This is a genomic window from Gordonia sp. PDNC005 (assembly GCF_016919385.1).
Lineage (GTDB): Bacteria > Actinomycetota > Actinomycetes > Mycobacteriales > Mycobacteriaceae > Gordonia.
The window spans coordinates 3553773-3571826 of sequence record NZ_CP070351.1; the positions used below are offsets into that span (position 1 = coordinate 3553773).

Consider the following 18054-nt stretch of genomic DNA (forward strand, 5'->3'; position numbering starts at 1 on the left):
TCAGCGTCGGGCCGCGAAGAAGTCAGTGACGAGCACCGCACAATCCGCTTCGAGGACTCCACCGAGCACTTCCGGGCGATGAACGAGTCGGGGGTCGCGCAGCACGTCCCACAGCGAACCGACGGCGCCGGTCTTCGGTTCCCACGCCCCGAACACGACGCGAGAGACTCTGGCGAGGCCGATCGCTCCGGCACACATGGTGCACGGTTCGACGGTGACAGCCAACGTGCAGCCTTCCAGTCGCCAGCCGTCTCCGTGCCGCCTCGTCGCCTCACGTAGGGCCAGCACTTCCGCGTGCGCGGTCGGATCGCCGTCTGCCTCCCGCCGATTCGCAGCGGATGCCAGAACTGAGCCGTCCGGCCCGACGATCACGGCGCCGATCGGAACGTCGTCCGGGCCCGCGTGACGGGCGGCGTCGAGCGCGAGTCTCATCAACCACTCGGCGTCGCGCTGCACCGCGCCGCGATCAGGCGTCATCGCCGGAGTCAGTGACCGAGATCGTCGAGAACGGCCGCCAACTCGTCAGCGCACCCGAGCCGGGCTGCGATCATGCCGATCTGCTCGTCGGCGTACAGGTCGGTGTCGCCGACGATCACACTCATCACCGCGTCGGGCAGACCGAGATCGGCGAGGATCGCGAGATCCCCCTCCTCCCACGGGTCGACGTCGTCGATCTCATCGGGATCGAGATCCGGAACGTCGATGTTGAGGACATCGAGGACGTCGACGGCGATGTCGTAGTCGACGGACGCCGTCGCGTCGGAGATGAGTAGGCGTGCACCGGACGGGGAGGGCCGGACGATGATGAAGAACTCGTCGTCGACGTCCAAAAGGCCGAAGACGGCACCCGTCACCCGCAGCTCCCGTAGTTGGAGTTCGGCGTCGTCGAGGCTGTCGAGCGCAGACGGTTTGAGTGCCGTGACCTTCCAACCGGACTCACTGAGTGCAACGGCCACTGCGAAACCGTCGACGTCGGAGTAATCGCTCTTCGCGACAGGCTTCGCCATGTCCGCCACCGTAGCCGCTTTTCGACACTCTCCCAAGTCGGATTCGGCCTGGGTATGCCAGGCTTGAAGGCGTGTCTACTGCATTGCCGCGTCCCGTCTGCATTCTCGGTCTCGGACTGATCGGCGGCTCCCTGCTCCGCAGGCTGGCTGCCGACCAGACCGTCGCGTTCGGTTACAACCGCTCTCAGGCGACAGTTGATGCCGCGAGCGCAGGCGGCTACGACGCTTCGTCCGATCTGGTGGCGACGCTCGCGAGGGCCGCTGAACTCGACGCGCTGATCGTTCTGGCGACACCCGTGACGACTCTCGGCCCCATCGTCGACGCCGTCGTCGAACACGCCCCGGAATGCCTGCTGACCGACGTGGTGAGCGTGAAGGAGGAAGTCGCACGGATCGTCGCGCGGCATCACCCGGCGGGACGCTACGTCGGCGGGCATCCGATGGCCGGAACCGCGTACTCGGGGTGGGGCGCCACCGATCCCTCGCTGTTCGAGGGTGCGATGTGGATGGTGACAACACACGACGACACTCCCGCGGACGACTGGCTCGCCGTGGCTGCGATGGCCCGGGCGGTCGGATCGAATGTCGTCCCCGCGGCGAACGACGCCCATGACCGTGCGGCGGCGGCGATCTCGCACAATCCGCACCTCACCGCGGCTGTCACCGCGGCTGTCGGCGCCGGCGAGAGCTCACTGTCCTTGCGACTCGCGGCGGGCAGTTTCCGCGACGGAACGCGAGTGGCGGGGACCGCACCCGACCTCCAGCGCGCGATGCTCGAAGCCAACGCGGTGGCCCTGCTCAACACCCTCAGCGAGACGATCGACCTACTCGTAGCGGCGCGTGACCGTCTCCGCGACCACGGCGACGTGGCAGCACTCGTCGAGGCGGGTCACCGAGCGCGGCAGCGGTACGACGCGATCGCGGGCGGCGAACTGCAGCCGATCACCGATGTGACAGTCGGCGACGACGGCTGGCAGCAGGAACTGCGGCGTCAGGCACACCTGGGACGGGTCTGGCTGAGTTGAGCCCAGACGGGTTCAGACCTAGACGATCCGGGTGGCGTTCCCAACGTAGTCGAGGACCACACCCTGACCGTCGATGGTGAGTTCGCTGGTCAAACCGTTCGTGACGACCGTTAGTCGACCGTCGGCAACCGTGTAGTCGGCCTGGGCCGGTTCGATGTTGAATGTCGGCAGCTTCAGGCTGACCAGGTGCACGCCGGTCGCGTTGCCACCTTCGACGATCTTGTGGCGATTGATCGGCAGCGTCTTGAAGAATGGGGAGCCGACGACGTCCACCGCTTCGGCTCCACCGAATTCACTCTGCACGGTCGTGTCGGCGGTCTGCACCATCCATTTGCCGTCCATGTCGCGGCTGAGGTCGAGCTGCCCTTCGCCGCCTGCTCGGATCACGCGGACCGACAGTCGGCGCGCCACTCCGATGTCGTTGGTCACCAGCTCATACGACGCCGAGTAGGCCTCGACGTCGGCACTCGCGGCGCAGATGATGCGGCCGTATGCGCGGAGCCGGCCGCCGCCGGTCTTGAGTCGCACCTGTTCGAGCCTGCCCCCGTCGGGACTACGCCAGGTGAACATCGTCTTGGCTCCGGTGTCGGCAGCCGCTTCGGAGGAAGTCACGCCTCTACGTTAGCTTTCACCCGGCCGCACGGCAGACTACAGCGCCGGACGGGTCGCCTTCGGGTATCTCTTCGTGCGCGACGGGTGCACCGTCGACCGTGATCGTGCACGACGCTGCAGCGCCTGCGCGCGCCACCACATTGATCCTGAGCAGCCCCGGCGTCGTGACTACCTTCTGCTCCCAATGGCTCGAGTCCATGAAGTCCAACTGCACACGACCATCGTTGAAATAGATGACCGTCGAGCCCGGAGCCGCGTCCACCGAGAGGAGCGCCTCAAGACTGTTCCTCGGCGACGGGGTCCGGCTTTCACCAGGCACCGTCTCGGTCGGAGTGATCGATTTCGGCAGATACGGGTCGTCGATGTTCTGTGAAGCAGGAGGTTCGGCACGAGACGGCGGATCGTCCGAACCGCCGCCCGACATCAGTTTCAGACCCCCGACCACGACGAGCACCAGAACGACAACAGACACGACGCCCCACGCGAGCCGCACCGGACTGTTCGACGGCGGCGTGTTCGATGACGGAACCTGTCCGGGTTCGACGACGATCTCGGGTTGCTCCTGCGGGAACTCTGCGCCCGGCTCGGGGGTGTAGGCGTAACGTGCACCGCCGTCCGGGGCGTATCCGAGAGGCGGGTACTGCTGCCCCGCGGCCATCGGCGGCCGGTACCCAGGCCGTCCGTTCCACTGTCCCGATTCCACGCTTGCCACCCTACGCGGCCGTCGACTGCCCCTCTGCCTCGACAAATCCTCTGTTCGCCCGACAGGTTCGGGCGATATCGAAGGTCTCATCGGTGTTGTAATCACAGGACATCACCGACGGAAGGGTCATATCATGCCTCGACTCACGATCGCAGTGACGGCAGCAGTCACCGCCGCGGCTCTCGCCTCCTCGACCTTCGCCGCTTCGGTCGCCGACGCTCAACCCCGACCTGCGGCGTACTACCAGAATTGTGATGCCGTCAGATCTGCAGACGCCGCCCCGATATATCGCGGACAGGACGGCTACCGTCCCGGCCTCGACAGAGATGGTGACGGAGTCGCGTGTGAGACAGGAAACGCCGCCCCACCCCCTGCACCGAGAGTGACCCCGAAGCCGAAGCCCAGACCGCCGCGATCCACTCCCGCACCGAAACCCAAGCCGCAACCGAAGCGGGCATCGAACGTCTCCCGGCAGTTCGACCGGATCCACTACGTCTTCTGCACCAAACGTCGGACGGGCAACCTGATCAAGTATCAAGACTTCTTCGGCCACTTCCAGACACGCTACATCGACCTCAACAACTGGAACGGCCGGCGTTCTGCGGGTTCTTCGATTCGATCGAGCTGAACCCCCGTGGGCACTTCGTGTGGGGCTCCGTGCGGAACGATCGTTCCCCCACCGCCTTCTGCGAGCTGCGCATCAACGGCCGCCTCGTGGCTCGGGAGAACGAGAGGCGCATCGGCTGGGCGATCTGCTGACGCACCACAACCACTAGACCCACCAAGGGCGGGACCGGGTCATCCAGTCCCGCCCTTGGTGAATCGTTCCACTACCAGCGCGTCCAGAGCGTGAACGCACGCTTTCCGGTGCGGTTGAAACTGATCCAGACGTTGCCGTTGTGCGACGCCGCCTCGCGAACCAAGCCGTTGGCGGTCGCATACGTCACGTAACCGCGACCTGGGACATAAACGCGCTTGAAGCGGGTCTTCGGATCGACCGAGCCGTAGAAATGCGGTCGAACCGCAGGATGGTCGAGGACCCCGGCGACACCTGAACGCGCGAGCTGCTTGGTCTCCGCCTTGGTGAAACCGACAAACACCTTGGAACCGGTGTCACGCACCACCGCCGCCGACGCCTGGCCCGTCGTCGCCACAGCCCCCGTGGCGACGAGTCCGAGTGCAGCAAACGCAGCAAGCACAATGCCAAACAGACGATTCTTCATATTTCCCCCCATTATTCGAGTCATGTCGGACATACGCGCCCGACCAAGTGAGCGTCGCACGAATCCCACGAAGAATCTAGCAATTCAACAGCAAATGTTTGGTGTGTCCGGTCACATCACGGTGACCCGCGTGCACTGGAGACGACAAAAGAACCCCACCCGGAAACCGGGTGGGGTTCTTGAAACATGGTGCGCCCGAAGGGATTCGAACCCCTAACCTCTTGATCCGTAGTCAAGTGCTCTATCCGTTGAGCTACGGGCGCGTGCGTGATCGAGTGTACCCGATCGTCATTCTTCAATTTTACCCAGGGCGAACCTCGGTCGGCGGAGGCGAGAGGATTTGAACCTCCGGTTCCGTTTTACGCGGAACAACTCATTAGCAGTGAGTCCCATTCGGCCGCTCTGGCACGCCTCCAGCGGAGTTCGTATCGCGAACTTCCGAGGCAGAACATTACACAGACCTTTCAAGCTGTAGCAAATCGGCAGGTCGCCGCCGTGCCACAGGCGCGCGGGGCATACATTCGAGGGGTGGCCCCACGCATGAGATCAGACCTGGACTCCCTGCCCGTCTACGTCCCCGGCAAGACGTTTCCGGGCGCCATCAAGCTCGCGAGCAACGAGACCACCCATCCCCCGCTGCCGAGCGTGCAGGCAGCGATCGCCGACGCCGTCGCCACGCTCAACCGGTACCCCGACAACGGGATGGTGGAATTGACCGACGAGCTGGCCAAGTCGCTCGGCGTCACACCGGACGAGATCCAGGTGGGGTGCGGGTCGGTGATCCTGTGCCAGAACCTGATCACCGCCACCTCCGGTCCGGGCGACGAAGTCCTGTTCGGGTGGCGTTCGTTCGAGACGTACCCACTCGCCACGCGCGTCGCGGGTGCCACTCCCGTCCAGGTCCCGCTGACCGGCGACGGCGTCCACGACCTCGAGGCCATGGCCGCGGCGATCACCGACCGCACCCGCCTGATCTTCGTCTGCAACCCGAACAACCCGACCGGCACCGTTGTGGAGGCGGCAGCGCTCCGCGCTTTCCTGGAGGCGGTGCCGAGCGATGTCGTCGTCGCCCTCGACGAGGCCTACTTCGAGTACACGCGGCTCGACGGCCCCCACGCTTACGACGCATTGGAGCTTCGCCGCGAGTTCGAGAATCTTGTTGTGCTGCGCACTTTCTCGAAGGCGTACGGTCTCGCCGGCCTGCGCGTCGGATACGCCGTCGCGCACCCGACTGTCATCACGGCGCTCGGAAAGATCCACGTTCCGTTCAGTGTCGGCACACTGACTCAAGTGGCCGCAGTGGCCTCTCTGCGCGTCCAAGACGAGCTTCTGGAACGTACTGAGGCCGTGGTGGCCGAACGCGACCGTGTGACAGCAGCGTTGCGCGACCTCGGGTACCGCGTGCCCGACTCACAAGCCAACTTCGTCTGGCTCGATCTCGGCGACGAGTCGACGGCATTCGCGGAGGCGAGCACTGCGGTCGGCGTGATCGTCCGACCGTTCGCAGGCGACGGCGTCCGCGTCACGGTGACCGATCGCGACGAGGACGACTCGTTTCTGGCCTTCGCCTCGGCCTATGTCGGCCGGTAGTCCGCACCGCGACCTTCAATGACAAACGCGGCCTTCGTGAAGGCCGCGTTTGTCAACGAAGTGTCGATCCGCCTCGACGAGTGCAGCGGATGCCGAAGGAGACCGCGTCGGGCACTCAGAGTGCCGGGGCGAGCGTCTCCCACGCCTTGGGAAGGTCCTGCTTCCAGTAGTCCCAGCGATGCGTGCCGATGAGGCGGAATCCGGGGGTGAAGGCGATTCCCTCACGCTGGAGATCAGCCGCGAATTCGAGGGAGCAGCGGTACGCGCCCATCTCGAGCGCCGAACCTGCCGCCATCTGCGCGTCGCGCGGGCCTTCCGACGGATCGTAGTCCGCGGTCAGATCGAAGGGCCCGATTGCGCCGGAGCCCGCGGAGATGAAGATTCGCTTGCCACGCAGAGCGTCCAGCTTCCGCGCCGGGTCGTGTTCTCTCCAATACTCGCCGCCGGGGGTGCCCCACATCTTCACGGCGTCTGCTCCGCTCTTGGCTAGCGTCGACCGCACATACGCCTCATTGGCGGGCCCGGTGATCGGTGGGCAGCCGCTCAACGACGCGACACCGCGGTACAGCTCCGGGTGACGCGCAGCGAGCGCAAAGGCCGACTGGCCGCCCATCGACAGCCCCATCACCGCATTGTTGCCGGATCCGTGGAACCGTTCATCGATCAGCGGGGGAAGTTCCTTGGTCAGGAACGTCTCCCACTGCGGCTTGCCCAGCTTCGCGTCGGTGCTGCGCCAGTTGGTGTAGAACGACGCCGCGCCGCCCGCGGGGAGGACGACGTTCACATTGCGTCCGGCGAAGTATTGAGCGGCGCCGCCCTTGGTGATCCAGTCGCTGACGTTCTCACCTGCATCCGCGCCGTCGAGCATGTAGAGGCTCGGACGCGGGGCCGTTCCGCCGGGCGTCAGAACGGTCACCTTCATCTTGCGGTCCATCGATGGAGAGTCGACGGTGATGTCCACCCGTTCGAGCGACACGTTCTTCGCTGCAACAATGCGAGCAGCACGGTGGCGAGACGGCGCCGCATCTACCGCAGCAGGCACCAAGACTGTGACTACTGCGACCGCTGTGACAGCAGAAGCGATACGTGTAAACCGATGGGACCACATGGTGGCTAAGAGTACCGAAGTTTACGCACCAGTAGGTGTGGCCCAGATAACAGGAAGCCAAGCGTTAGCGATATGGCAACGCGGACGTCACAACGCAGGCTCAAGCACCTTCCACATGCGCCCGAGGCCCAGTTTCCAGTAGTCCCAACGATGCGTTCCGACCCTCCGCAAGTCCAGAGTGAACGGCACCTTCGCCTTCGTCAGCTTGACTGCGAACTCACGCGTGCAACTGTCGGCACCGATCTCAACACCCGAAGCGATCCCGAAGACGATCGAGGGCGGCATCTCCGAATCCGGGTCGCCGTGACGATCAGCCTCTCCGGGCTTCCCCTGGGCCGACTCCATATAGATGGTGGTTCCCCTCAGTGCATCAAGGCGGAACTGTGGATCATGCGAACGCCAGTATCGTCCTCCTGCCGGACCCCACATCTTCTCGGCATTGCCGCCGTACATCGCGGCGGTCGCCTTCACGAACGCTTCGTTCTTCGCGCCGGTGATGACGGGGCAACCGCTGAGCGATCCGATCGCGCGGTACAGCCCGGGATTGCGACTACTGAGCGTGAATGCCGACTGGCCACCCATCGAGAGGCCCGCAACACCGTTGCTTCCGTTGCCGTGGAAGCGACCATCGATCACCGGGGGCAGTTCCCGAGTGAGGAATGTCTCCCAATGCGGACGCCCGATCTTCGGGTCCTCCTTGAGCCAGTTGGTATAGAACGACGCGGCACCACCTGCCGGGAACACCGCATTGACGTTGCGCCCCGCGAAGAACTCCTCCGCGCCACCTTTGGTGATCCAGTCGCTGACATCCTCGCCCGCACCTGCACCGTCGAGCATGTAGATCGTCGGACGCGGAGCGTCGCCGGTCGGCGACAGAACAGTGACCTTGACGTCCCAGCCCATCGAGGACGAGCTCACGGTGAGGTCGACGCGGAACGGGGTGACGCGCTTCTCGGAGACGATGGCCGACGCGTCAGGGGCGGTCGGCGACGGATCGTCAGCGGACGCGATGCCGACGGCGTTGGGAACACCTATAAGAGACACGGCGACGACCGCAAGGGCAGCCGTGAGACGGACGAACCGCGAGGGGGACATGGACGCCAACCGTAGCGTCGAGACGGACATCACACCCCATCGGGATCGCCCCACCGGTCACATGTCGAGACAGACGGCACGGATGTGTGCCCGTGTGGCATCCACACGCCGATGAAACGGACACCCGGTCAGGGTTCGTATCGCTCCGGAAGCTCTCGCATCAAGCCTGGCCCAAGCTGCGAGATGTTGCCCTGCAAGACGTCTCGGTACACGCGTAGTTGCTCTTCGCCGCTGCGTACTTGCTGAGACAACCGACGCGTGTGGTCCGCGCCTATCTCCCGGTCACCCGACCTCGCAAGGAGATGATCGATGCGAGCGTCGATGGTGGAGGCTCGGTCGAACTCGTCGAGCAGACGGAGTTCGACGGCGGCCGACTCGACCGTCGCGGCGATCTCGCTGAGCGCGTGTACACGGTCGATCAACTCCGACCAGACCGGACGCAGCGCGTTCTCCCTCGCAGCGATGTGCTCGGCGAAGCCTGCATCAAAACCGCCGTTACGTTTCGCCTGATCAAGGTCGACCCGCAGTGCACGGAGCGCAACGATGTCGGCGGAGATCTCGGCGAGCTCGGCGTGAAGATTCACCTGGACACGCTGCATCTCGAAGTGATCCGACAGCCAGGCGGGGTTGGTGCGGATCCGGTCGTAATAGTGCCCCGCGACGAACAGCAGAGTCTCGTAGCCGTCGGAGAACGCCGCACCGCGTGCGAGGGTCCCCGTAGCGACTGCGTCCGGTCCGAAGACCTTCGCCGCCATCTCCTCCATCTGGCGGCGAGGACCGCGACCGCCGACCTGCCCGACGGCGCCGACGACCTTGTCGAACATGTCTGAACCGGCTTTACGAGCGCCGACAGGGCGATTCGGGACCGGAGTGCACAGCAGGCCCGAGAAGAGCTGCTCGCGCTCATCGATCTCCAGGTATGTGTTCTCGCGGCGTTCCCGACGGATCGCACGTGTACCACTCGGAAAGATCCCCTTCGCGGTGACGACCGCCCGGTGTGCGTCTTCCCGACGACGGTTGAGACCGGCCAACCGCGACCGGACGATCGGCTGGACCAACCCGGGGAGCACGGTGGTGCCGAGGTAGCCCTCGGCGTGGAGAATGCTGCGCTGGACCCGACGGAGTTCGCTGTACCCGTTAGAGGGTGATGGAAGCGGCAGATTGCTCGAGGCCCGGCGAACGACTGTCGCTCGCGCCGTCGGCGTCAGGTACGCCGACGCGATGAGCAGACATGACAGGTCGGACAGCTCCGGAGGCTGGCCGGGGACGCGGGCGTCGTTCGTCCACTGCCGCAGATCGGCGACCGTGGTTGAGCGAGCATTTTCGGACATGACCACATGCTACCGGCGGGCACCGACAACCCGCCCTTGCGAATCTCGCCACATCGGACGGTCGAGCGAGGCGGCAAGCACGCCGTCCGGGTGCATCGATCAGATCCAGCCGCGCTCGTGCGCCACCCTCGCGGCCTCGGCACGCGTCGACGTACCCGTCTTGCCTATGGCCGACGACAGATGGTTCCGCACGGTGCCCTGCGACAGATGCACTTGCGCGGCGATGGATGCAACGGTTCCGCCTGACAGCGCGGCGGCGAGCACATCCGACTCGCGAGGCGTCAACGGATTCTCCCCGCTCGTCAGGCTCTCCGTGGCCAGCGTCGGGTCGATGACGCGGAGTCCGGCATCCACCCGACGGACTGCGTCCGCGAGTTGCGCGGCGGGGGTGTCTTTGACGACGAAGCCCGACGCTCCCGCGTCGATCGCGCGACGCAGGTAGCCGGGCCTTCCGAATGTGGTCACGATCAACGAGCGGACGCCCGGCAGTTCCGCCGTCACACGGGCGGCGGCCTCGATGCCGTCGATGCCCGGCATCTCGATGTCGAGGAGACACACCTGCGCCTGCGATTCTCTTGCCGCGGCAAGGACTTCGTCTCCTCGTCCGACTTGCGCGACGACGGTCAGGTCGGGCTCGAGGTCGAGGAGCGCGGCGAGCGCCCCGCGGACCAGCGCCTGGTCGTCTGCCAGCAGCAGTCGGATCATCGGTTCTCCTCCGTCACGGTCGCGGTCACCACGGTCCCACAGTCGTCCGAGGAGACAGCGAGCCGACCGCCTGCGGCGTCGACCCGTTCCGCAAGACCGCGCAGGCCGTTCCCGAACGTGAGCAGCGGTGATCCCCGGCCGTCATCACGGACCATCAGCGTGTCCGGGGTGACGGTCACTTCGCACGACGACGCACCCGAATGCCGGACCACGTTGGTGACCGATTCCCGCAGGACCCAGGCGAACAACGTGGCGTTCGGCGTCGAAACCGTGGCCGGATCCGGCAGGTCCGCGGTGATCCCCGCCGCGCGAAGCGCGCTTCCCGCGGACGCGAGAACACCCGGCAGATCCGGAGTCCGGAGCCGACCGACTGTCGTCCGAACTTCGGCGAGCGCCGCCCTGGTGAGGGCGTTCACCTCGGCGATCTCGGCTTTGGCGCGTTCGGGATCAAGATCGACAAGCCTGCCCGCCAGCTCGGTCTTGACGGAGATGACTGTCAGGGAATGCCCCAGGATGTCGTGGACGTCGCGCGCAACGCTCTCCCGCTCGGCGACGACGGCGAGTTCGGCGTCGAGCTCCCGTTGCCGCTCATGCATCTCGGCGCGCGCCGATTCGCGTTCGCTGACCGCGCGCATGGCGATCATCGTCATGCCGATGGCCGCCATGATCGCCACCACACCGAAGTCGACGGACCAGCCCAGAACCTTCGGGACCGCCCAGGCCGCGATGATGAGCGCGACGATGACGGCTACCTGCAGGCGACGCGGCGCGATGAACGAGATGATCGCCATCAGGAACCCGGCCAGACCGAACGTCGCCTCGTGCAGAATCGGGAACAACGCCAGGACAAGTGCAACGAGCACTCCTGCGAAAATCCATCGTGAGCGCTCCGCACCGGTGGTGATCCCCGGCCCGTTGTACATGAACAGGATGCAGGAGGTGGCGTAGACCAGCCCGAATGCACCGATCAGGGCCAGGCCGAGCGCCTTGACGCCGACGGTGTGGTCCGAGCCGATCAGCGACGAGATCGGGTACACGAGGAAGATCAGCCACACGGCGCCGAACGCCCAGCGCCATTGGCGCCAGGGCATCCGGTCGTCTGCGGTGATCCGGTCTATCCGGTCCCGGAGGGCACTCATGAGAGTCCTTACTGGCGGTTGCTACTGCGAGAGTAGAAGAAGGCGGCCGCAGTGGCGAAGGTCGCCGCCCAGAACACTGCGTTCGCGACCATCACCCAGACGCTGATCGCGGTTCCGTCGATCGTGACTCCACTGTCGAGGGGATAGCGCGCCAGTGACACGACGCCGAACATCGGGGTGAACTCGGCGATCCGCAGCATGGTGCCCGAGAGCGGGACGAACACGTTGCCCGCGAAAGCGAGGAGTGCGAGCACCCCGCCGAGCGCCTGCATGGCGCCGTCGGCCTTGAGAAGACTTCCCAGCGCCAGACCGAGGGCGGCGAACACCGACGATCCGAGCCAACCGATGAGCAGGCACGCGATCCAGACACCGGCCGGAGCCTTCGCGCCACTGATCGCACCGACCACGGTGAGGACCACGACGGGCAGCGCGCTCATCGTCAACGCCAGCGCCACCTTGGTGGAGACGTACCCGCTCGGCTTGAGCGGAGTCATCATCAGCGTGCGGGTCCACCCGGCCTGCTGTTCGATGGAGACCGAGGCGGCATTCGACGACGCCGCCAGGATCGCGCCGTACACGGCCATTCCGACCAAGACGTAGAACGCGACGTTGCCGCTGCCGACCATCTCGGAGTGCTTCTGCGTGGCGCCGAAGACGAGGTACAGCAGCGCGGGCATGGCAATGGTGAAGATCATCGCGCGGCGGTTCCGCAGCACGCGTCGGACGTCGTATTTGAGGTAGGTGGGCGCGATTCCCGCGCCGGACAGTGCCGTCATGGTTGGTCTCTACTTTCCTGCGGTGGGCGTGGCTGAGGTGAGTGCGACGAAGGCGTCTTCGAGGTTGTGGGCGGCGATCTCGACGTCACGGGCCCTGGTGCTGGTGAGGAGGTGCCGCGCGAGGGCGTCAGAGTCGGCGAGTGACAGGTAGATCCGTCCACCGCGGCGTTCAACGATCTCCAGGTCCGGGAACACTCGATGCAGCGCGGGAACGGCGGTCTCGTCGAGCTGCGCGGAGACGACCCGCCGACTCGCCTGGCTCCGAATGGCCGCGGTGGACCCGTCGGCGACGACGCGTCCGCCTGCGATCATCACGATCCGGTCGGCGAAGGCGTCGGCCTCCTCCAGGTAGTGCGTCGCGAACAGGACGGTGCGACCGTGACGTGCATCCGCCCGCATCGCGGACCAGAACGTGCGGCGGGACTCTACGTCCATCCCGGCCGTCGGCTCGTCGAGGACGATGAGGTCGGGGTCGGGCAGCAGCGCAAGTGCGAACTTCAGGCGCTGCTGTTCGCCTCCCGAGCAGCGGGACACTTTGCGGTCCGCGATCTCGGCGATGTCGGCGCGGACCATGACCGCCTCGACGTCGGCGTTCCTGTTGTGCAGCGAAGCGACGATCCCGACGGTCTCGGCGACGGTGAAGTCGTCCATGAGCCCGCCGGTCTGCATGACTGCGGCGATCCGTCCGTCGCGAGCGGCCTTGCACGGTTCCTGACCGAAGACGCGGACCTCGCCGGCATCCGGCGACGACAGGCCGAGGATCATGTCGAGGGTTGTCGTCTTGCCCGCACCGTTCGGCCCGAGGAAAGCGACGACCTCCCCCGGCTGGACGGCGAGCTCGACGCCCTTCACCGCTTCGACGACGGCGCCCTTGGGCCCCGCGAAACTCTTGGTCAACTGTGTTGCTGAGATGGCGAGTGCGCTGTTCATGCCATTAACATTCCCGCTTCGCCGCGCTCGTCACCCAGCGCAGATGTCACGTCCTTCCCATGACAGGTGTCATGCCGCGACGGATCCGACAAACACACCGACCGTGACCGTCGTCACTCCGATTTGGCACAATCAAGGTACGAGTGCCACCGGAGGAAGCCATGTCGAACGGGAAGTCTGCGACCACGCGAGTTCGGCGTGCGTACGAACAGTTCCTGTCCGGGGTCACGCCGCCCGACGGCGCGGTCCGCTCGCTGGTCCGGGACTCGTGGGCTCGGTCGCTCCGACAGGGCGTCACGGCGACCCCGGAGGCGTCGCCGGACGGCATGTCCGACACTGATTTCTCGGTCTACCGCGCAGCTCACCGGCTCGCGTCCGTTCGGCCGCTGATCAAATCGTTGATGCTCGACGACATCGCCGACGCCGGGGTGGTGGTGGCCCTGACCGATCGGAACGGGCGCCTGCTGTGGGTGGACGGCGACCGCTCGACACGTGGAGCGGCGGCGAAGATCAACTTCGTCGAAGGCACCGTGTGGAGTGAGGACTCCGTCGGAACCAATGCCCCCGGGCTGGCCCTGAGCCTGGATCGCAGCATCCAGATCATCGGCCCCGAGCACTACGCGAGCCCGGTCCAGAAGTGGAACTGCACGGCCGCGCCCGTCCACGACCCGGTGACCGGTGAGGTCATCGGCGCGATCGACGTGACCGGCGGAGCAGCGGCCGCCGCACCGTTCGCGCTGGCCGCAGTCCGGTCCGTGGTCGCGGCGGTGGAACGTGAGCTGCAGTCGACCGCCGTCGACCTGTCCGCCGAGCGGGTCCTCACCGCGAGCCTGCAGTCTCGGCTGTCGGTGCTCACGAACGAACCCGGCTGGCGCGCACCGGGTCGGCCCGCCAAACTGCTGTCGCCCCGTCACGCCGAGATCCTGCTGCTCCTCCATCTGCATCCGGACGGCCTGAGCACCGACCAGCTCGCAGGACTGCTGTCCGACGGAGAGCTCGGATCCGTGACGGTCCGCGCGGAGATCTCCCGCCTCCGCCGAGACATCGGCGACGTCGTCGCGTCCCGCCCTTACCGCCTCGTCGGCGACGTGACGTCCGACGTCGCCGAGATGCGAGAGGCGATCCTCACCGGCCACCTCCCCGGCGCACTCGCACTGTTCGGCCGCGGCGGCTTGATCGCCGACTCCGCAGCCCCCGGGATCGTCGACCTGTTCGACGAACTACGCGAAGACCTGCGGTCCGCCGTCTTCGCCAGTGGCGATGTGACGGCGCTGCAGGCGTGGGCGTCGTCGCCGCACGGCCGAGACGACTTCCAGGCGTGGACGATCCTCCGAAACAATCTCCCGTCGGGTCACCCCGACGCGGCCATCGCCGCCAGCCGCGTCCGACTCCTCAACCGCCGCTTCGGCGCCTGAACCCGGGCGGGTCCCTAGTTCTTGTAGGGCCGCATCGGGCCGGGTGTCCAGAGTCCGTTGTGCTGCATCGTCGAGACGTCGAGGCGCGCGGTGACCTGCGGGGCGAGGGGTTCCAGGCGACGGAGCGTCCCCCAGTCCTTGGCCCAGGAGTTCCGTAGATAGCCGGGTTTGGTGACCGACCGCAGCATGTTCTCGGTGATCCCGAGCGGCCCGCCGTAGTCGCCCGCCATCCAGCGCTGCGAGTTCACGCGCTCACCTTCGGCGTCGGGCGTGATTCGCCATTCGGGGACCTCGAGCACACCGTTGATCGCCGACGCGGGACGCTGGCACGGGAAGGCCAGCGCGACCTCCCAGTCGAGCAGCACGGGCGCCTGCGAACCGACGAGATCGTTCAACGTCACGAGTTTTGTGACACGCGGCGGTGTGACGGCCAGCCACTGCGCGGGGGCCGCCGAGACGTCGGACGCCACGATCCGGACGACCGTCGCACGCGGCGGTGCCGACGCCAACGGGAAGCGCAGGTTGCGCCACTGCGGCGCTCCGCCCGCGTCCAGCGGCACCATCGACGCGACAGTTGTGACTCGGCCGTCCTTCTCGACCCGACCGAACTCCAGCCGCAGCGACTGCCCGCTGTTGAGAACTGCGAGGTCGTCGAGGTACTCGACCGAACCGGCGACAGACATCGTGACCAGCGGCGCATCGTCACTGCGAGCAGGCATGCCGTACCACGACGACGTCAGCTTGCCACGCCCGTTCGGCGACCCGAAGGTGCCGAGGACCGGAACCCTCTTCTGATCCAAGCCGAACGGCAGTTTCACCGATGACCCGTTGACACCCGCGGTGCCGACCGTGCCGCCGTCGGTGTCCGCCGACCCGCCGGAGGTCGACGACGAGTCTGTCGCATCGGACGTCTGCTGAACGGCTCCACTGGAGTCGCTGTCGGAGTCGTCTTCGCTCTCGAGGTGCGTGGGGACGCCGTTCGGCGTGAAGCCGTCGGCCCCGCCCTTACCGCCCGCCAACGCGTCGGCGACGCTCACACCCTTCTGACCGGCGACGTCTGCGGGCGCGAGGAGCCCCTTGTTGGGGTCGGCCTCGACGAGGACGTCCTCGGCCAGAGCGCACGACTTTCCGCGCAGGGAGTCGACGTTCGAATGTGTCCACGTCCACGAGTCGCCGAGTGCGGCCTTGCCGACCGATGCGAACGTGAACAGCAGGACGATCGCGCACACGATGGACAGCGCGTACCGGGGAAGCCTGCCGACGAGTCCGAGATCGCCTCGACTGCGCTCGACGGGCGAAAGACGCTCCGCGGACGAGGGACGCTCGGCGGGCAGGGAAGGTCCATCGCTCAACGCGTCGTCGCGGTAGTACTGCCAGACGCCGAGGGCGGTCAGGGCCACAGCGGCCGCGAAGATCGGCATGTACAGGGCGAACGGACCGAAGTGCGGAGTGTCGTCGGCCCATGGGATGCCGTAGCTGCCGACGTACCACCACTGGTTGCGGCCCGCGAACGCCACCGCGAGCGCGTAGGTCGCTGCAGCGGCGAAGAACGTCCGATTGCACCGTCGATGCAGCACTTCAGGCCGAATCATCGTGGTCGCGGCCGCGGCGAGGACACCTGTCAGACAGGCGATGGCGCCCATCTGGTGGGTCGCCTTCGTCGGGACGAACGCCAACACGACAACCGCGCCGGCCGTGACCGACACCAGACGCCACAGCGGTCCGGTCGGCATGCCGGTGATCCGGCGTCGACTGAGCAGCAGCAGAACGATCAGGAGGACGGACAGGATCGTCACGAAGATGCCGATGCGGCGCGCGATCGAACCGTCCGGAGTCGGGTTGAGCAGCACGTAGTAGCGCATGCCTTCGTTCCACCACTTGTTGGTGGGTCCGACGATGCCCTGAACGCGTACGCCTTCCATGATCGACGCGATGGTCTGATCGGAGAAGATCTCGTACAGCACGGCGACGCCGGATGCGAGGAGCGGCACCAGCATCGGAAGCCAGCCGTCACGGGCTCGCCGCGCCCGGAGCCGAGCGATCAGCGGCCGAAGGCCGGCGAGGAGCGCAACAGCGGCGATCGCGCCGACCGGGTGAATCGTCAGCGTGAACGCGGCGGTGATGATCGCCAGCGCCCACGGGACCAGGCGACCGGACGCGATGGCGCGTTCCACCAGGACCCACGTCGCGAGGACGCCGACGGTGATGGCCGGTTCCACGCGGAGTCCGTTGTTGAACGGCAGCCACACCGCAAGGAAGCCGAGGGCCGCGGCCCAGTACGCCGACTTCGACGTCCGGACCGCCCGGCCCAGGCGGGGCAGTGCGAACCGACTGATCAGGAACCATCCGGCGAGGCCGAAGAGCAGCGGTAGCAGCCGCAGCCACGGCACGGATGTGCTGACCTGCATCCACAGCGACAGGTACTGGTAGTGCCAGCCGAACGGATCTTGGGGGACGCCGAAGTACCGGTAGTAGTTGTCCAGGTACCCCGCGCCTGGGGCGACACGGCCGACGGTCACCTGGTAGCCGTCGTCGGCGGTGTTGCCGCCGATGAACAACCACACCCCGAGCACAGCGGTGACGAGGACGTCGGGAACGGTGGGCCGCCACCAGTGCTTCGGCAGCAGACGACGCAGTTTCTTGCCGTCGCGTGCGTCGAGCACGGCGAGTGCCGCGATCGACAGCAGCGTCGCGAGGACGCCGATGATCAGCAGCGCGCCCTTGAGCGTCGTCGGGCTGGAGATGAAGCGAGTGTCGACGGTCGAGCGGAAGGTCAAGCCGTCCGGCGGCGTCGTCTTCGGCAGATCGGTGTAAACACCGAGGATCTGCGGGCGCGAGTTCGGGTCGGGGACGTCGAAGGTGGTCTGGCCGTCGCCGGTGAATCCTTCGACTGCACCCCTGGTCCCCTCCGAGTCGGCGTGCACGACGATCCGGCAGTCGGACGCGCGCTGCGCCTGCGCCCGCGGAACGTTGAGGACGACTGAGCTTCGCTGCGTCACCAGGATGCGATCAGCGGTGGCCCGGACGAAGAGCCCGACCTTGCCCGCTTCGGCGCCTGCAGCCGGCACCGTAGACACGAGGACTCCACCGCTCGCCGGAAGCTCGGCGGCGAGCCGACACGGCACGGCGATGTCCATCGAGACCGGGACGTACGACACGTTCGGTGCGGCGACGTTCTGCACAACCGGCGTCGCGTCCTGTGCGGCGGCCTGCGGCCAATTGAGCTCGGTCTTCGTGTACGAGACGGGCAGCAACGGCGAGACGACGGCCAGCAGCACACCGAGCAGACCGGCGGCCACGGCGACGATCTTCGCTATCCGAACTGTGCGTTCACTCGGGCCGCGTTGCGGTTCGACGGCTGCGCTTTCCACGTTCTTCACTTCACTCACTGGGCG

The 18054-nt window shown here is 66.5% G+C and carries 17 protein-coding genes and 2 tRNA genes; 4 read left to right on the plus strand and 15 right to left on the minus strand.

Annotation, left to right across the window (positions count from 1 at the left end; genetic code table 11):
• The gene (locus JVX90_RS17145) at positions 1–477 is read right to left on the minus strand and encodes a nucleoside deaminase (protein ID WP_205329881.1); all 477 of its coding nucleotides are present in this window, start codon (positions 475–477) and stop codon (positions 1–3) included.
• Between the two features lie 8 nt (positions 478–485).
• Entirely contained in the window at positions 486–1007 is a 522-nt protein-coding gene (locus JVX90_RS17150; protein WP_205329882.1) for a tRNA adenosine deaminase-associated protein, read from the minus strand.
• A gap of 71 nt (positions 1008–1078) precedes the next feature.
• On the opposite strand from JVX90_RS17150, the gene JVX90_RS17155 reads away from it, so the two are divergent.
• Positions 1079–2032 (plus strand): prephenate dehydrogenase, encoded by a 954-nt coding sequence (locus tag JVX90_RS17155; RefSeq protein WP_205329883.1) that lies wholly within the window; start codon positions 1079–1081, stop codon positions 2030–2032.
• A gap of 18 nt (positions 2033–2050) precedes the next feature.
• On the opposite strand, the gene JVX90_RS17160 is transcribed toward JVX90_RS17155, so the two are convergent.
• Entirely contained in the window at positions 2051–2644 is a 594-nt protein-coding gene (locus JVX90_RS17160; RefSeq protein WP_205329884.1) for a putative glycolipid-binding domain-containing protein, read from the minus strand.
• 16 nt (positions 2645–2660) lie between these two features.
• Positions 2661–3347 carry a hypothetical protein gene (locus tag JVX90_RS17165; protein WP_205329885.1) on the minus strand — a complete coding sequence of 229 codons (687 nt, stop codon included), beginning with the start codon at positions 3345–3347 and terminating at the stop codon, positions 2661–2663.
• 133 nt (positions 3348–3480) lie between these two features.
• Between JVX90_RS17165 and JVX90_RS20630 the strand changes: the two genes are divergently transcribed.
• Complete coding sequence (locus JVX90_RS20630; RefSeq protein WP_240193939.1) at positions 3481–3975, plus strand: excalibur calcium-binding domain-containing protein; 495 nt, start codon at positions 3481–3483, stop codon at positions 3973–3975.
• A 202-nt stretch (positions 3976–4177) separates the two neighbouring features.
• Here JVX90_RS20630 and JVX90_RS17175 read toward each other — a convergent pair whose 3' ends face one another.
• From JVX90_RS17175 to JVX90_RS17185, 3 genes are all read right to left on the minus strand, one after another.
• Complete coding sequence (locus JVX90_RS17175) at positions 4178–4570, minus strand: hypothetical protein (protein WP_205329886.1); 393 nt, start codon at positions 4568–4570, stop codon at positions 4178–4180.
• A gap of 187 nt (positions 4571–4757) precedes the next feature.
• Positions 4758–4833: transfer RNA gene (locus tag JVX90_RS17180), tRNA-Arg, on the minus strand.
• A 62-nt stretch (positions 4834–4895) separates the two neighbouring features.
• Positions 4896–4985, minus strand: a tRNA-Ser gene (locus JVX90_RS17185).
• Between the two features lie 113 nt (positions 4986–5098).
• Between JVX90_RS17185 and hisC the strand changes: the two genes are divergently transcribed.
• The gene (gene hisC / locus JVX90_RS17190) at positions 5099–6160 is read left to right on the plus strand and encodes a histidinol-phosphate transaminase (protein ID WP_205329887.1); all 1062 of its coding nucleotides are present in this window, start codon (positions 5099–5101) and stop codon (positions 6158–6160) included.
• A gap of 115 nt (positions 6161–6275) precedes the next feature.
• Here the strand turns inward: hisC and JVX90_RS17195 are convergent, their stop codons facing one another.
• The 7 genes from JVX90_RS17195 to JVX90_RS17225 form a co-directional block, all read right to left on the minus strand.
• Positions 6276–7268: an alpha/beta hydrolase family protein gene (locus tag JVX90_RS17195; RefSeq protein ID WP_205329888.1), complete on the minus strand. Its 993-nt coding sequence runs from the start codon at positions 7266–7268 to the stop codon at positions 6276–6278.
• 87 nt (positions 7269–7355) lie between these two features.
• Entirely contained in the window at positions 7356–8363 is a 1008-nt protein-coding gene (locus tag JVX90_RS17200) for an alpha/beta hydrolase family protein (RefSeq protein WP_205329889.1), read from the minus strand.
• Between the two features lie 128 nt (positions 8364–8491).
• A complete protein-coding gene (locus tag JVX90_RS17205; protein ID WP_205329890.1) occupies positions 8492–9694 on the minus strand; it encodes a hypothetical protein in 1203 nt (400 codons plus the stop codon).
• 99 nt (positions 9695–9793) lie between these two features.
• Positions 9794–10399, minus strand: coding sequence for a response regulator transcription factor (locus JVX90_RS17210; RefSeq protein WP_205329891.1), 606 nt, complete (start codon positions 10397–10399; stop codon positions 9794–9796).
• The gene (locus tag JVX90_RS17215; protein ID WP_205329892.1) at positions 10396–11538 is read right to left on the minus strand and encodes a sensor histidine kinase; all 1143 of its coding nucleotides are present in this window, start codon (positions 11536–11538) and stop codon (positions 10396–10398) included. Before JVX90_RS17215 ends, JVX90_RS17210 begins: the two co-directional genes overlap by 4 nt.
• A gap of 8 nt (positions 11539–11546) precedes the next feature.
• Positions 11547–12314: an ABC transporter permease gene (locus JVX90_RS17220; protein ID WP_205329893.1), complete on the minus strand. Its 768-nt coding sequence runs from the start codon at positions 12312–12314 to the stop codon at positions 11547–11549.
• Positions 12315–12323: 9 nt separating this feature from the next.
• On the minus strand, positions 12324–13244 hold the full coding sequence (locus tag JVX90_RS17225) for an ABC transporter ATP-binding protein (protein ID WP_205329894.1): 921 nt from the start codon (positions 13242–13244) through the stop codon (positions 12324–12326).
• 161 nt (positions 13245–13405) lie between these two features.
• Between JVX90_RS17225 and JVX90_RS17230 the strand changes: the two genes are divergently transcribed.
• A complete protein-coding gene (locus JVX90_RS17230) occupies positions 13406–14659 on the plus strand; it encodes a helix-turn-helix domain-containing protein (protein WP_205329895.1) in 1254 nt (417 codons plus the stop codon).
• Between the two features lie 14 nt (positions 14660–14673).
• Here the strand turns inward: JVX90_RS17230 and JVX90_RS17235 are convergent, their stop codons facing one another.
• A complete protein-coding gene (locus tag JVX90_RS17235; RefSeq protein ID WP_205329896.1) occupies positions 14674–18048 on the minus strand; it encodes an arabinosyltransferase domain-containing protein in 3375 nt (1124 codons plus the stop codon).
• Positions 18049–18054 lie beyond the last annotated feature (6 nt).